At 43.6% G+C, this 15,152-nt stretch carries 11 protein-coding genes; 8 read left to right on the forward strand and 3 right to left on the reverse strand.

Features of this window, described 5'->3' with window-relative positions:
- Window positions 1–73: 73 nt before the first annotated feature.
- Complete coding sequence (locus HNQ56_RS11230; protein ID WP_429145833.1) at window positions 74–961, reverse strand: helix-turn-helix domain-containing protein; 888 nt, start codon at window positions 959–961, stop codon at window positions 74–76.
- A 385-nt stretch (window positions 962–1,346) separates the two neighbouring features.
- On the opposite strand from HNQ56_RS11230, the gene HNQ56_RS11235 reads away from it, so the two are divergent.
- From HNQ56_RS11235 to HNQ56_RS11260, 6 genes are all read left to right on the forward strand, one after another.
- Complete coding sequence (locus tag HNQ56_RS11235) at window positions 1,347–2,669, forward strand: family 43 glycosylhydrolase (protein WP_429145836.1); 1,323 nt, start codon at window positions 1,347–1,349, stop codon at window positions 2,667–2,669.
- A gap of 36 nt (window positions 2,670–2,705) precedes the next feature.
- On the forward strand, window positions 2,706–4,517 hold the full coding sequence (locus tag HNQ56_RS11240) for a hypothetical protein (RefSeq protein ID WP_429145839.1): 1,812 nt from the start codon (window positions 2,706–2,708) through the stop codon (window positions 4,515–4,517).
- A 41-nt stretch (window positions 4,518–4,558) separates the two neighbouring features.
- On the forward strand, window positions 4,559–6,028 hold the full coding sequence (locus HNQ56_RS11245) for an ABC transporter permease subunit (RefSeq protein ID WP_429145841.1): 1,470 nt from the start codon (window positions 4,559–4,561) through the stop codon (window positions 6,026–6,028).
- A gap of 12 nt (window positions 6,029–6,040) precedes the next feature.
- Complete coding sequence (locus tag HNQ56_RS11250) at window positions 6,041–6,958, forward strand: carbohydrate ABC transporter permease (RefSeq protein ID WP_429145844.1); 918 nt, start codon at window positions 6,041–6,043, stop codon at window positions 6,956–6,958.
- A gap of 77 nt (window positions 6,959–7,035) precedes the next feature.
- Window positions 7,036–8,778 (forward strand): type 2 periplasmic-binding domain-containing protein, encoded by a 1,743-nt coding sequence (locus tag HNQ56_RS11255; protein WP_429145847.1) that lies wholly within the window; start codon window positions 7,036–7,038, stop codon window positions 8,776–8,778.
- Window positions 8,779–8,791: 13 nt separating this feature from the next.
- Window positions 8,792–10,636, forward strand: a complete 1,845-nt coding sequence (locus tag HNQ56_RS11260) for a cellulase family glycosylhydrolase (RefSeq protein WP_429145850.1) — start codon at window positions 8,792–8,794, stop codon at window positions 10,634–10,636.
- An 81-nt stretch (window positions 10,637–10,717) separates the two neighbouring features.
- Here HNQ56_RS11260 and HNQ56_RS11265 read toward each other — a convergent pair whose 3' ends face one another.
- Window positions 10,718–11,125: a hypothetical protein gene (locus HNQ56_RS11265; RefSeq protein ID WP_429145853.1), complete on the reverse strand. Its 408-nt coding sequence runs from the start codon at window positions 11,123–11,125 to the stop codon at window positions 10,718–10,720.
- A gap of 97 nt (window positions 11,126–11,222) precedes the next feature.
- Entirely contained in the window at window positions 11,223–11,345 is a 123-nt protein-coding gene (locus HNQ56_RS11270; RefSeq protein WP_429145856.1) for a hypothetical protein, read from the reverse strand.
- Between the two features lie 251 nt (window positions 11,346–11,596).
- On the opposite strand from HNQ56_RS11270, the gene HNQ56_RS11275 reads away from it, so the two are divergent.
- The gene (locus HNQ56_RS11275) at window positions 11,597–13,408 is read left to right on the forward strand and encodes an ABC transporter ATP-binding protein (protein WP_429145858.1); all 1,812 of its coding nucleotides are present in this window, start codon (window positions 11,597–11,599) and stop codon (window positions 13,406–13,408) included.
- Window positions 13,401–15,149: an ABC transporter ATP-binding protein gene (locus tag HNQ56_RS11280; RefSeq protein ID WP_429145860.1), complete on the forward strand. Its 1,749-nt coding sequence runs from the start codon at window positions 13,401–13,403 to the stop codon at window positions 15,147–15,149. The genes HNQ56_RS11275 and HNQ56_RS11280 overlap by 8 nt, the downstream gene beginning before the upstream one ends.
- Window positions 15,150–15,152 lie beyond the last annotated feature (3 nt).

Genomic DNA, 15,152 nt, shown 5'->3' on the forward strand with positions numbered 1-15,152 from the left:
ACCTGTCTTCACTGGAGGTGCTGAAAAAAATTAAGTTTTTGTATCTGGGCTCCGGCACAAAGGTGCAGGATGTTCAAGAAATCTTGTATTTTTTCCTGTAAGAACTGGGAGTTATCCCGTTAATTTGTCTAAATAATTTAGTAAAATATGACAGAGTATCAATTCCAATTGCTGCGGCTACTTCTGAAATAGGCATAGAAGTAGTTAGCAGCAATTCTTCTGCTCGATTAATTCGTAGAAGATTATTAAAATTAGCATAGTGAAAACCAGTTATTTTTTCAAAGAAGCGGCTGAAATGAGAATAACTCATTCCGACGATATGGCTCGCTTCCTGCATACTGATTTGTTTCTCAGGATGCGCCAGTATTTTGTTGATTAACGGATTAAGGCTTATAATATCTGAATAGGTGGCACCATTCATATCAATAACTAGTTTTTTTTTGCTTAACATAAGAGAAATCAATTGAAGACATAGGCTATTAAGGTTTAATGCTAAGCAAAACTTTTCGTTAAGAAAACTATCGTCTTTATTCGCAAGCGTATCTCGTAAATGACAAAAATCCTTTATGGATTTCAGAATTTGGCATAGATCATCGGAAGGCTCTAATTGAAAATAATCCCCTTGTTCCGCCATTGGCTTTAATAAATATCGATTATCAAATAAGGTGGAGGAATTGCGTAAAAATTGATGATCAAATTGGATAACAACATCTTCTACATCGGTTATGTTATGAAGATGATGTATGACAAGCGGAGGGATGAAGATTAAAGAATTTGTTCCAACTTCATACCTTGTGTTATTTAGCATTTCATAACGTTTTCCTTGGATGATATATGAAATTTCATAATAAGAATGGCAATGCCTTGATACATTACCGTGTGAATCACCGGTATAGGTATAACAACTCAGATGAGCCTGCGATGGAGGTTCCTGCTGTTGGAAAGTATTTTGGTAATACATTACCTATTCTCCTTTGAAATAGTTTTTAATAATATATAAATTAAGCTTAGCATAATTACAGGATTGTATCAAGTGATGACTACAAAATGAGGCACCCACGTCAACTGGCGCAACAAGTAAAACTCTTCCATAACGGTATCAAAGGTCGTTTTCTATCCGTAGGTTTTACTCGATAGGATAAAAATATATAAGAATTATCATATATATCATAAAGTACTCCATTGTCAATGATTTTCATGACTTTGGAGTATTTTTATGTGAGGTTATTATTAATAGGATAAAAATTAAAGCAAAAAAAGATAAAAACGGAGCAAAGTACTGAGTTGTCGAGTGACGGGTAATACTTTACTCTTAAATAAACTGATGAAATGAGGTAGAAAATTTAATGTCTAATCCATATTTACCAAAATGGGAGTATATACCGGATGGCGAGCCTAGAGTATTTAACAACCGGGTGTATGTGTATGGTTCCCATGACCGAGTGGCTTCTGAGGATTTTTGCGATTTTAAGTTAAAAGTATGGTCAGCTTCTGTTGATAATTTGAACAATTGGGTCTGTCATGGTGATGCATTCCACACAAGACCTGATGTAGATCATATATCCGATACCGCTGATTGGACGGATTATGAATTATATGCTCCTGATGTTGTGGAGAAAGATGGAAAGTACTATTTATATGCTTATATTATTCATTCCAGGGGGTGTGTAGCTGTCAGTGATAATCCGGAAGGCCCGTTTAAGCTGCTATCACAATATCAGGTTACGGATGAAGAGATAAAAGATTTACAAGAAGGAATTTTTATTGATCCCGGAGTATTGGTGGATGATGACGGGAGGGTATATATTTATTGCGGATACACACATTCCTTTATGGCAGAGCTAAATGCATCCAATATGTATGAGGTACTGGGAGGAACTTATCAAAGGGATATTATACCGGCGGACGAACCGTTTGAATTCTTTGAAGCATGTTCGCCTAGAAAGGTCGGCGATACTTACTACTTGATTTATTGTCCAAAACGTAGCACCAGATTGGTGTATGCCACTAGTAAGAGTCCGAAGGGACCTTTTGATTATCGAGGAGTTATTATTGATAACGGTATTGATTATCCGGGAGGGAATAATCATGGATCAATAATCAAGATTAAGGATCAATGGTATATTTTTTACCACCGGACAACCAACAATACCATCATGTCACGAAGAGGATGCGTCGAAAGGATTCGCATACTGGAAGACGGTACTATTCCACAGGCGGAGATGACATCATTAGGTTTTGAAGAAAGTCTGTCTCCCTATGAGGAAATAAAAGCTGAAATTGCCTGTGTTTTAAAGGGCGGTTGCTTTGTTACAGAAAAAAACGTCCTGGAGCGTCCTATTGTAAATATTATGTCAGGTGCTGTAATTGGTTATAAATATTTTGATTTTGGTCAGGATTATTCATCAACAAGCATGACAGTATATATCAAGCTATATGGAAGAGGTCAATTAGGGATTGTCCGTATTAAATTGGACAGCGAAGACGGCGTTGAGCTGGGGCAGGGAGAGATTACCACGGATAGCGGTATTCTGCAGATTCAGATACCTAATGTAACTGGCCGGCATGCGATATTCTTTACCTTTGAAACAGGAAGAAAAAACTGGTTTAAAGACAGCTTTGAGGGCAGAGAATTGTGTCAGATGGTCAGCTTTACATTTTATAAATAGGTATGAGGGTGTAAACAAAAAGAAGGAGGATTATTTATGAAAAGAAGCAGGAGAAGGGTATCATCAGTAGTTGTAACCGTACTTATGGCATTCGTTATGACGGTATTGCCGGGTACAAAGGTATCAGCAGCAGAGGTGGGAAGGGAAACGGTGCAGATTAATCAATCCCTTACCTACACAGGGACACAAGCTCCGGGCTACACCTTTGAGAGTTCTCAGCTATCCGCTCAGGAGAAGGTCGGTGCAATGGTATTTAATATAACCATTGATCTTCCGCTGGAAGGAGAGGTCAGCTGGAATGACTGGTGCGGAGAAGCGCTGGCAGTAAGAATAGGAGATACCATAAAGTATTATGATTTTGGCGGTGCACAGGTTGGCTGGGGAACGGATCTGACAGGAGATGATACTCCGGATACTACCGGAGTAGGAACACCTAGCTGGGTTGGTACTGCCGCAAATGGAACCTGTACCGTTGTGGTCCCGATTAATGCAGCTGAATTTGCGGTGGATTTCTATGATAATTGCTGGGATACAGCTGCCGATATCAATCATTACACAATTAACAGTGCAACGGCAGTCTATGGTGAAGTAGCGGTCACGGAGCTGGTAACTATTGCAGAGGATCTGAGTTATACAGGGCTGGCAGCAGATGCCGGATATGTATTTTCCAGTTCAGCCTTGACGACAAAGGGAAATGTAACAGCAGTCGCATTTAACATCAGCGTGGATCTTCCGCTGGAAGGAGAGGTCAGCTGGAATGACTGGTGCGGGGAAGCCGCTGCTGTGAAAGCAGGCGATACAGTAACCTATTATGATTTTGGCGGTGCGCAGGTTGGCTGGGGAACGGATCTGACAGGAGATGATACTCCGGATACTACCGGAGTTGGCACAAGCAGCTGGGTTGGCAGTGCAGAAAACCGTTCCTTGTCGATTGTTGTTCCCGTTGATGCGGAAGAGTTTTCCATCACCTTATATGATAATTGCTGGGATACGGCAACGGATATCCCTCATTTGAAAATTAATAATGCAATTGCATTATTTGGAACTGCAGAAGCGATAGCTCAGGAGCCGACAGAGGCAGTGGAAAAACCGGAGATACCTGCATTTGATCCCAACGGTACATATCATGCATATTTAGGAATACAGTCAGAAAGCTTTATTTTCCGCAATCCATGGTCTGACGCCAGCTATGGAGCAAACGGAACAGAATGGGAAAAGCATGGGATAGGCAATAATTTTAATGGGCTGACAGGCTGGGATGGAGCAGATATCATAACGTATCCTGCAGTATTTACCGATTGCGAAATAAAAGGGAATGGTACCTATCAGGTTAGTATCTCGGATTTTGATTTTGGAAATGACAGCTCGTTCAACACCTTGTTTGTATCAACAGATATTCCTCTGGAAGGTAATAATCTGACATTTACAAACATTAAGGTCATTATGGGCGGAAGCACGAAATATACCTTCGACCAAGGCATTGTTCCTGGAATTGATTCGACTGATGAAAAGGATTATTATGAAGTTCATTGCATCAACATCTGGAATAAAGAGAAGCTGGGCGGAGAGGAAGGTTTGTTCGCTTATTCTATACCAAGAGACTCCATTATATTAGAATTCACAGTTAGTGGTTTTGCGTATGATAAGGCCGAGGAGACAGCGGTTACCGAACCACCGGCGGCAACCGAAGCAGCAGGTACGGAGGATGCAATTGAAGCGAACAGTTCTTCAGAACAAGAGGGAAGTCCTGTTAACCCTGTTGTAGTTGTTATTGCTGTGATTCTTGCATGTGCAGTTATCGGTGCTGTAGTGACCATCGTGGTAAAGAATAAGCCGAAGAAGCAATAATTAATATTATAACAAAGGTATAATGTATCGGAGGAAGCATAATGACAAGAGTAAAACCGGTTACAGAGCCAAAGGCGCTGAATAGTCATGTTTCTGGGCGTTTGAGCGTCGCATTGCAGCTCATGGCACTATTGAACGTAGTTATTTTGTTTTTATCAGGACTGAATCCCGCACGTATTACAAGCTATATAGGAAAGAATGTGTCTTTATTCACCAGCGGAATATCCTGGGGAATATTAACACGGAATATGGGGCGGGCCTTTAATCAGGGTTGGATTAACAGATCAACTATGGCAATTGTGTTTGGGGCCAGTATGATCACCATTATTGCCGCCATTCTTGGGATGGTAAATGCGTGTTTGTCCTTAGGAAATCTAAAATTAAAAAATAAGGGAATTCACCTGGCACTTCTCAGTGGTATTCTGGAAGTGATTGCGTGCACTGGCTTTCTCATCGCTTATAGGATAGCCGCCGAAACAGACAGACCGGATAAAGTAAATCCCCAATTTCCGAAGGCAGTGATTATTTATTTCATATTCGGTTTGCTTATGCTGCTTATATCCGTCATACAGCTATTGATACAACCCAAGGCTTCGAGAGATATGGAATACAAGCTGGATGCCAAATATAAATTATTTCTTATGTTCCTGCCGGTAATTATACTATCATTCCTGTTTAGTTATTTGCCGCTGCTCGGATGGAGATATGCTTTCTTTGATTACAAGGCAGGCGGGCAATTATCATCTGACAATTTTGTCGGAATGAAATGGTTTACACAATTATTTCTTAATGCAGCGACCCGCAACGATGTTGCCAGAGTATTGAAAAATACTCTGGCAATGAGCGGCCTGGGAATCCTGACAGGCTGGGCACCCATGGTATTTGCCATGTTCCTGGCCGAAATAAGCAGCCATAAGTTAAAAAGATTTATTCAGACTTTAACAACAATCCCTAATTTCATAAGCTGGGTGCTTGTGTATGCAATTGCTCTGTCTATTTTCTCGACCGATGGTTTTATTAATACGTTTATGTCTCAAATAACCGGGAATGCATACGGAATTAATTATCTGATGGACAATTCGCACATGTGGCTGAAAATGTTGGCATGGGGGATATGGAAAAGTCTTGGATGGAGTGCAATCATATATATATCCGCCATCTCCGGCATAGACAGGCAGCTTTATGAAGCGTCTACCGTGGATGGTGCCGGAAGATTTCAGAAGATGTGGTTCATAACAGTTCCAAGCCTGCTTCCTACCTACTTTGTTCTGCTGTTGATGTCAATCGCCAATATCTTAAGCAATGGAATGGAACAATACCTGGTATTCTCTAATCCTGCAAATGTAAACAGCATTGAAGTGCTGGATTTGTATGTCTATAAGCTTGGTATCGGGAGCGGGGCGATTCCACTGTCTACCGTTGTTGGAATGATGAAGTCGCTGATTAGTGTGATACTGCTGTTTGCTGCTAATCGATTTTCAAAAAGTGTCCGCGGCGAGAGCATAGTGTAGGAGGGATAAACAATGAGTAAATCACAAAGATTTAAACAAAAGCCGGGAGATATTGTATTTAATATAGTAAATAGTTTGGTGTTCCTGGCATTTACCATCAGCTGTATCTTCCCGTTTTATTACTTATTCATCAATACCATCTCAGATAATGACCTGGTAAAAAGAGGATTGATCAACTTTTTTCCCAAGGGGCTTACTCTGAGTAATTATATTGCTCTTAGTAATGTAAAGGATTTATGGAACTCCTTTGTGGTCACCTTGGGAAGAACAATTATAGGAACAGTTCTGATGGTGGTAATATCTGCCTTCGCCGGTTATCTGGTTACAAAACGTGAGATGTGGCATCGTGTGTTCTGGTATCGCTTCCTTATCATTACCATGTACTTTAATTCGGGATTGATTCCATGGTATATGAATATGTCCATGCTTGGGTTAACGGATACCTTCCTGTCGTATATCATACCAGGCATTGCGGCTCCGTTTAACATAATATTAGTGAAAACGTATATTGAATCCATCCCGGCAGAGCTTGAAGAAAGTGCATTCATGGATGGTGCCGGGTATATGACCATATTTCGTAAGATCATATGGCCGCTAAGCAAACCAATTCTTGCTACTGTAGCTATCTTTGGTGCCGTGGGAAATTGGAACTCATTTCAGGATTCCTTGATATTGAATTCAAATTCCCCCAACCTATATACGCTACAGCATCGGCTATACATATACCTGAACAGCGGATCCAATCTGGCCTCCATGATGGGAACCGGTGTCAGCGCAACACAGGCCGCCAATGCGATGCAGAGTGCTTTAAACACCAAAACAATACAATATACAATCTCTATGGTAACAATCATTCCGATTTTATGCTTATATCCTTTTATGCAGCGCTACTTTGAGGAGGGTATTATGCTGGGGGCGGTAAAAGGTTAAAATTAAGCGATGAAAGGGGTAATACATTGATGAAAAAAAGAAGAAAAATAATATCAATTCTATTGATATGTACTCTTTTGATAGGAATAGTACAAGTAACAGGCTGCAGCAATAAAAATAATAACGAGTCCATAAAAAGTAAAGAGCCGGTTCAAATAGTCGTGTACAGCCAGCTGGCTAATTATTCCGGTAAGCTGACAGGTTGGTTTGCTAAGGTTCTTTTAGATAAGTTTAACTGTGAAATGACAATTGTTCCGGATACGGACGGAGCCTTTGAAACACGGCTTGAAGTTGGTAATCTTGGAGATATTATCGTGTTTGGCAGTAATTCGGACGGTGATTATCATCGTGCAGTTACAGGCGGATACCTGTATGACTGGAACGAGGATGATTTATTGCAAAAGGAAGGAGCTTATATTCTTGAGAACATGTCAAACGCACTGGAGGGTAACCGCAGGTTGACGGGAGAGATATACAAGGAATACGGAATCGACAAAGAACCCTCTGTTTATGGCTTCTCGCAAAATGTGGCAACCTCCAATACAGATCATAATGACTTTATATATACCTGGGATATTCGCTGGGATTTGTACATGGGATTGGGAGCACCGAAGATTATCAATTTAGATGATTACTATAATCTTTTAATGGCAATGAAAGAGAGTAACCCGTTGGATGAGAATGGAAACCCTGCGTATGCATTTTCAATGTGGCCGGAATGGGACGGTCATATGATGATGTACGCGAAGTGCATTGTGACGACCTATTGGGGCTATGAAGGTGATTTTGGCGTCGGAATATTTAATACAGAAACGGGTGACTACTATCGTCCCATTGATGAAGAGAGCCATTACTTCGATGCACTTCGTTTCTTAAACAAGCTTTATCGTGCAGACTTAATTGATCCTAACTCGATGACACAGACAACTCAGATGGCCAGTGAAAAGGTGTTAAATGGAGGGGCCTTTGCCAGTGTGTTTAATTATGCGGGCTCCGCGGTATACAACACAAAACAGCATCAGGAGGAAGGGAAGATGATGCTTCCGCTTGTGCCTGAGGAAGCGAAGCCTATTGTCTATGGCATGAGTACAGAGGGAAGCGGAAGCTTATGGACGATAGGAGCGAATACTGAGTATCCAGAATTATGCATGAATATCATTAACTGGCTGTCAACTCCGGAAGGTTACCTGACCTATCTGTATGGTCCGCAGGCAGAATATGACGAGGCGGCGGGAGAATATGATCCGGAGAGCTGCTGGTACATCAAAGATGGTCATGCTTATTTTACCGAGCTTGGAGAAGCCGCTTATAAAAGTCGCAGACAGACACAGATGCCGGAAAAATGGGGCGGCGGTACATTCCAGGACGGCGTTTGCGAGATAAATTGCAATACTTGGGATAATGATGCCTCCAATCCTTTAACGAATGGTGAAACCTATAATGCCGTAAACTGGAGCAGCAGGCAGGATATGCCGTCAAATGATACGGAACAAAATTGGCGTGAGTTCACTGGAGCCAAAACAGCAAATGAATATATGGGTAAGCGTGGTAATTATGTAGTCAATCATTCCACAGGATCTTTTAATTATGTATCTTTGCCGGATGAACTGAAGGTTATTGTATCGCAGCTGGATAATTGTGTGTCTACCTATAGCTGGACTGCCATTTATGCAGAGACCGGGGAAGAATGTGAAAATGTACTTAAAAAAATGACTGAGGAATATAAGGCATATGATCCTGAGAATCTTGTTTATGACTGGTATCTTGAGGAAGCAAAAAAAGCTTATTCCATAGAGCTGCAAAGAAGCAGTTTGGATTAGGAGGATCAAAGGTATGAATTTTACTAAGATACGTAAAGTTGTGACCTGTTTGATGTTTATTTTACTGACTGTACTGTTATATGGGTGCCAGAAGGGGCCTCAGGATAGTAAGGGACAGAACAGCGGAACTTCAGCCGATGATAACGCTAGCAAAGATCAGACTGCCGGGGATATCTCTCCGGTCACGGAATACGAGGGAATGCGGGTGGAATTAACATCTCTTGAGCTGGTGAGACTGATGGGGAATGGAATCAATCTCGGTAATACGATGGAGGCCTACGGACGCGCGAGTCTGGGTACGCAGGCAGAGGTAAAGCAATATGAGACCTATTGGGGACAGCCGGTTACAACACAGGAAATGATCAGCGGTATGAAGGCAGCCGGCTTTGATACTTTGCGGATTCCTGTTGCATGGACCAACGCCATGAACTTTGAAAACGGAGATTATACCATACGAGAGGATTACTTAAATCGTGTCGAAGAGATTATCAATTATGCTTTGAAGGAAGAAATGTATGTCATCGTTAATGATCATTGGGATGGCGGATGGTGGGGAATGTTTGGCTCAGCATCTCAGGAAATCCGTGATAAGGCAATGGATATCTTCATATCGATGTGGACGCAGATTGCTGAAAGATATAAAAAATATGATGATCATCTTATCTTTGAGGCGGCTAATGAAGAGCTTGGTGACAGGCTTAATGATATTGATCTTACCCCGGATGGCAATACCCTTTCAAAGGATGAATGCTATGAGATGTTAACGACGATAACCCAGGTGTTTATTAATACGGTCAGAGGAACCGGAGGGAATAATGAGCAGCGTTTCTTATTAATTCCAGGTTACAATACAGACATTGAGGCTGCCAATGATGAGAGATTTGTCATGCCTGCAGATCAAGCTAAAAATAAGCTTCTGCTCTCTGTTCATTATTATACGCCATGGGGATATTGCGGAAATTCCAGTTTGAACAGCTGGGGTTCTGAAAGAAACTATAAGGAACAGAATGAATTACTCGCTATGATGGAGAAGTTCACCGGGATGGGTTATGGTGTGGTTATCGGTGAATATGCAGTAGCCTTCGCTGAGGATGGCTCTCTTAAGAATAATATCATTGATTTTTTGGATAACTTCTTAAATAACAATGATTTGTATGGCTATTGCCCAATTCTGTGGGACTGCAACGGATTGTATAATAAGGAAGCAAATACGATTATTTATGATGAGGTCGCTGAGCTTTATGCCGGAAGGAGTTATACAGCACAGTCCTCCATGACGGAAGAAGAAATAAGAAGCAATGCCCGACAGGCAATGGACAAGGCATATGAACAGGCACGGGCGGCTAATAGCACTCCAGTTCAGGAAGCTGACAGTTCAACAGCATGGATCATGTTTAACAGCAGTGACTGGAGTTTGATGTATAGTGTTGGTGATTCCTATGATCCGACAGCAATGACGGAAGGAATTATGGCAACTGACACCGAGGTTACAGGAGCAGGAACCTATACGGTTGCATTAGATTTTACCGGGACTGGTGCCGGGTTTGCCAATGGAACATTATTTTCTGCGATTGCCATAAGCAATGGGGAGGTGCTGTACCCAGGGTATATTATAACAATCAAAGAGGTATTAGTTAATGGAGAACCGATTGGACTAATAGGAAAGCCATATACCACAAGTGATGATGATATATGTACCAGGGTTAACCTATATAATTCCTGGGTTGCAAAAGCACCGGACAAGGCACGTACCATGGATGGTGACCTGTCAGATGCCACTGCAACAATATTGGATAATAACTTGCTTGGTCACCTGGAAACCTTAAGCATTACCTTTGAATACGGTTTACCTGAATAAAAGTACATTAAATGATAAAGCCTGATCCTCTTGAGAGTCAGGCTTTATCTATACTGTTTTTTTGTAAATCGGAAACTATGATTATTTATATCTGAGGTCGTTTGCCCACGAATTTATTTTTTCGCATGGTTTATACTTCGTTTTGTATCCCGCATCATCAATGATGAAAAATGGATTAAATGCAGTTGCTTTTATTTGTGTACCGTCAGTTTTTGTTATTGTAATTACCACTCCCTGACCTGCATAATCTCTGTAAGAATTGTCTTTATTGTAAATCACTACGGCATGGAGCATTTCAACTATTTCTTTCATCTCGCTGTCAGTCAATTCAAAGGTCACATCAGGCGGTGACAGTTTAACAGAAATATCGGAGATTTCCGACGTGGATAAGTCCTGAAATGGTTTTGTTCCCCAAAATGATTTTCCATTAAAAATGCCTATAATTACTATTATAGCTAGAAAAAATATTGTTAGATATCTTTTTTTCATGTTGCCGCCCCATCCCCTTTTTAATAATTAGACGAATCTTTCATCGTCTGGGTTCCACTAAATTCCAATTTTATCTGGCACTTCCATTATATAAATACTATGACATATTTAAGGCATCAATCAAAGAAGAACGGATCAGAATGATCAGCGCAAGCAGGGATACGATGGCAGAGGTAGCAGGTGTATTCAGCCACAGCCCATCTAACTTTAGCGGCCACATAACGGCCTAAGTTGCGGTTGGCTTCCTGTCTATTCTATGATAGAATATTGAAATAGCTAAAGCAGCGCATCGCAGCGATAAAAACTTGTCGTCTGTTTGGAGCGATTGCGTCCGAACGGAGTGGCGGGATAGATGCCATTCTGTTAAAATGATTAGCAGTCCTGCGAGATAGAGCAGGCAATTTTTTGACACTGCAGTTAGTGATGACTAACCGATTAGATGTTACAAATATAATAGGAGGGATATTGGTTTTGAAAAAGGAAAAATCAAAAACAGGAATGGCAAGACTTATGCAGTTAGCCGCGACAAAGAAGCCTTTAATCATCGGCGCAATTTTCTTATCCGCCCTGGCATCCATTGCCGGGTTTATCCCCTACATCGCCATCTATCTGGCGATCCGGGAGATTCTTGGTGTCTGGCCTGAGTTCGGCGGACAGAGCGGGGCGGCTGTCATCGGGTATGGATGGCTTGCTTTTGGCGGCGTGGCCGCAAACATACTGCTTTACTTTGGAGCCCTCACCTGCTCCCATCTGGCGGCGTTCGGTACACTGTATGATTTAAAAGTGAACTTTGCCTCCCATCTTGCCAGAGTTCCGCTAGGATTACATATGATGGTGGGCAGCGGCAAGCTGCGTAAAATTATGGATGAGAATATTGAAAAAATCGAAGGATTTATTGCACACCAGCTCCCCGATCTGGCGGCTTCTCTCATTGCACCGGTGGTCATGGTGGGAATTCTGCTGTATGTGGACTGGCGCATGGGACTGGCGGCCTTGTTAGGTGTTGTGCTGGCCTTCGGGATTCAAATGAAAATGTACGGTAACGAGGGAGCCAAAAAAATGATGGATCAATATCAGGCTTCCATGGAGGATATGAACAACGCCTCGGTAGAATATATCCGGGGCATTTCGGTGGTGAAGGCCTTTCGTCAGACCGTCTACTCCTTCCGCCGTCTGCGGGATACCATCAAAACCTATACCTCCTTCGTTATTCCCTTTACCCTGAGCTGGGAGACGCCTTATTCCGCCTGTATCGCTATTGTGAATAATATTTATCTGTTTGTCGCTCCGGTGGGGATTCTCATCGGCAGCAGGGCCGCGGATACGGAGTGGATCAGCAGCTTTATCTTTTATTTAATTTTTGTGCCTTCCATAGCGTCGGTACTGATGAAGGTCATGTATGTCAATTCCGGGAGCATGCGGATATTGGGCGGCGTGGAGGCGATGGACGCCATCTTGAACGAGCCGGAGCTTACACAGCCGGCAAAGCCCAGAACAGTTTCCCGTCATGATGTGGTATTTCAGCACGTTCATTTTTCCTATGATAAGACCGGCGGCAATGAGGCGCTGCGGGATGTTTCCTTCACCGCGAAGCAGGGGGAGGTTACGGCCATTGTAGGTCCCTCCGGCGGAGGAAAAAGCACCATTGCCCATTTGATCCCGCGATTTTTTGATGTTGACAGCGGTGCCATTACCATCGGGGGCGAGGATGTGCGGGAAATGAGCAGTACATACCTCATGGATCAGGTCAGCTTTGTATTTCAGGATGTGTTCCTTTTCAAGCAGAGTGTGATGGAGAATATACGCATGGGAAATCAGGATGCCGCCGACGAACAGGTCATCGAAGCGGCAAAGGCAGCCCGGTGCCACGATTTTATTCAGCAGCTGCCGGACGGCTATCACACGGTGATCGGTACGCGGGGAGTGCATCTCTCCGGCGGAGAGCGCCAGCGTATCGCCATTGCCCGCGCCATTGCCAAGGACGCTCCCATTGTGGTGCTGGATGAGGCCACGGCATTTGCGGACCCGGAAAACGAGCATCTGATTCAGAAGGCCTTTGAAACCCTTATGAGAAATAAAACGGTTATCATCATCGCTCACCGGCTCTCTACGATTCAGAGCGCGGACAACATCGTGGTAGTGGACGAAGGCAGAATCGTTGAGCAGGGTTCCCACGATACCCTTCTTGCCATGAAAAACAAATACAGCGCGATGTGGAACACCTATATGAATACGGCAAACTGGACAATGGATCAAATCAAGGAGGCGGCGGGACATGCGTAAACTGAAATCCTTTTTCATGCTGACAGACAAGGGCTACAAGGATCTGAAGGGCGCCATTGCCGCCTGTACCCTGACTAATTTTTCAATGATGATTCCCTTTGGGGTAACCATCCAGATGATCATCGAGCTGCTGGCACCGTTGACAGGCGGTGAGATTTCCTGGAAGCGGATGTGGCTGCTGGTTGCAATCGGCATAGTTGGTACCTTTATCGTCTTCCTATGCAGTAAAAACGATTATAAAAAGACCTATGTGGTTTCTTATACCGAAGCGGAACATACCCGTATCGCCATGGCGGAGCATATCCGCAAGCTTCCCATGAGCTTGTTTAATTCCAAGGATCTGTCCGAGCTGACCACCAACCTCATCGGTGATGTGGCCACCAGTGAGCATGTGCTCAGCCATATTGTACCGCAAATGATTTCTAATTTTATTTCAATTTCGGTAATTACCATCATGCTGGCATTTTTCGACTGGCGGATGGCGCTGGCCATGTTCCTCAGCGTGCCGGTTTCCTTTGGAGTCATTATTTTCAGCCGCAAAATATACGGCAGGCTGCATAAAAAGCATATGGATTCCAAACTGGCGGCGGCAGAGCAGGCACAGGAGTATATTGAAGGAATCAAGGTGATCCATGCCTGCAATCTGGACGGGGAAAAGTTTTCCGCTCTGGAGAACGCCCTGCGCAAGCTGACTAAAATGTCCGTCCAGATGGAGTTCGGAACCGGCGTCTTTGTCACCGGGGCACAGGCAATCCTGCAATCGGGCATCGGTTTCACCGTGCTGCTGGGTACGAACCTGCTGACCGGCAAAGAGATATCCCTGGTTCCCATGCTTATGTTTTTATTGATGGCCGCGCGGATTTACGGGCCGTTTCTCACAGAGCTCACCCTGCTGCCGGAGATGTTCTACCATCAGATTGCCGTGAACCGCATGCGTACCCTGATGGGAATACAGCCGATGGAAGGGGACAGCCAGACGGAAATCAAAAACTATCAGATCGTTTTTGATCATGTGGATTTCAGCTATAACAAGGGCAAAGAGGAGACCATCCGCGATTTGAGCTGCACCATATCGGTGGGCGGTATTACCGCCCTGGTAGGGCCCAGCGGCAGCGGAAAGAGCACCATTTCCCGCCTGATTGCCCGTTTTTGGGATACCGACAAGGGCAGGGTGACCATTGGCGGAATCGATGTGAAGACTCTTGATCCCGAACACCTGATGAGCTATATGTCCTTTGTATTCCAGGATGTGGTGCTGTTCAACGATACGGTCTATAATAATATCCGCATCGGTAATATGGAGGCTTCCGAGGAACAGGTAATGGCCGCGGCAAAAGCCGCCTGCTGTGACGAGTTTATTGCACGTCTTCCGCAGGGATACCGGACCATTCTGGGGGAAAACGGCGATACCCTTTCCGGGGGAGAGCGCCAGCGCCTCTCCATCGCCCGGGCCTTGCTTAAGGATGCGCCGATTGTGCTGTTGGATGAGGCAACCGCTTCCCTTGACCCGGAGAGTGAGGCTGCCATTCAACAGGCCATCGCCACCCTCATCCGCGGAAAAACGGTGGTGGTCATTGCCCATCGTCTGCGGACCATTGCGAAAGCAGACAAAATCATTGTTATGGATAAGGGCCGTTTAGTGGAGCAGGGAACCCATGATGAACTTATGTTGAAAAAAGGTTTGTATCATAAGCTCTATCGCATCCAGCAGGAAAGCCTGGGTTGGTCGGTAGGTGCATAATCT

The sequence above is a fragment of the Anaerotaenia torta genome (genome assembly GCF_050433395.1).
Classification (GTDB): domain Bacteria; phylum Bacillota; class Clostridia; order Lachnospirales; family Lachnospiraceae; genus Mobilitalea; species Mobilitalea torta.

Bases quoted from the DNA above. Each gene is read 5' to 3' on its own strand.
- HNQ56_RS11230 (WP_429145833.1), bottom strand. From the start codon at position 961: ATGTATTACCAAAATACTTTCCAACAGCAGGAACCTCCATCGCAGGCT.
- HNQ56_RS11235 (WP_429145836.1), top strand. From the start codon at position 1,347: ATGTCTAATCCATATTTACCAAAATGGGAGTATATACCGGATGGCGAG.
- HNQ56_RS11240 (WP_429145839.1), top strand. From the start codon at position 2,706: ATGAAAAGAAGCAGGAGAAGGGTATCATCAGTAGTTGTAACCGTACTT.
- HNQ56_RS11245 (WP_429145841.1), top strand. From the start codon at position 4,559: ATGACAAGAGTAAAACCGGTTACAGAGCCAAAGGCGCTGAATAGTCAT.
- HNQ56_RS11250 (WP_429145844.1), top strand. From the start codon at position 6,041: ATGAGTAAATCACAAAGATTTAAACAAAAGCCGGGAGATATTGTATTT.
- HNQ56_RS11260 (WP_429145850.1), top strand. From the start codon at position 8,792: ATGAATTTTACTAAGATACGTAAAGTTGTGACCTGTTTGATGTTTATT.
- HNQ56_RS11265 (WP_429145853.1), bottom strand. From the start codon at position 11,125: ATGAAAAAAAGATATCTAACAATATTTTTTCTAGCTATAATAGTAATT.
- HNQ56_RS11270 (WP_429145856.1), bottom strand. From the start codon at position 11,345: ATGTGGCCGCTAAAGTTAGATGGGCTGTGGCTGAATACACCTGCTACC.
- HNQ56_RS11280 (WP_429145860.1), top strand. From the start codon at position 13,401: ATGCGTAAACTGAAATCCTTTTTCATGCTGACAGACAAGGGCTACAAG.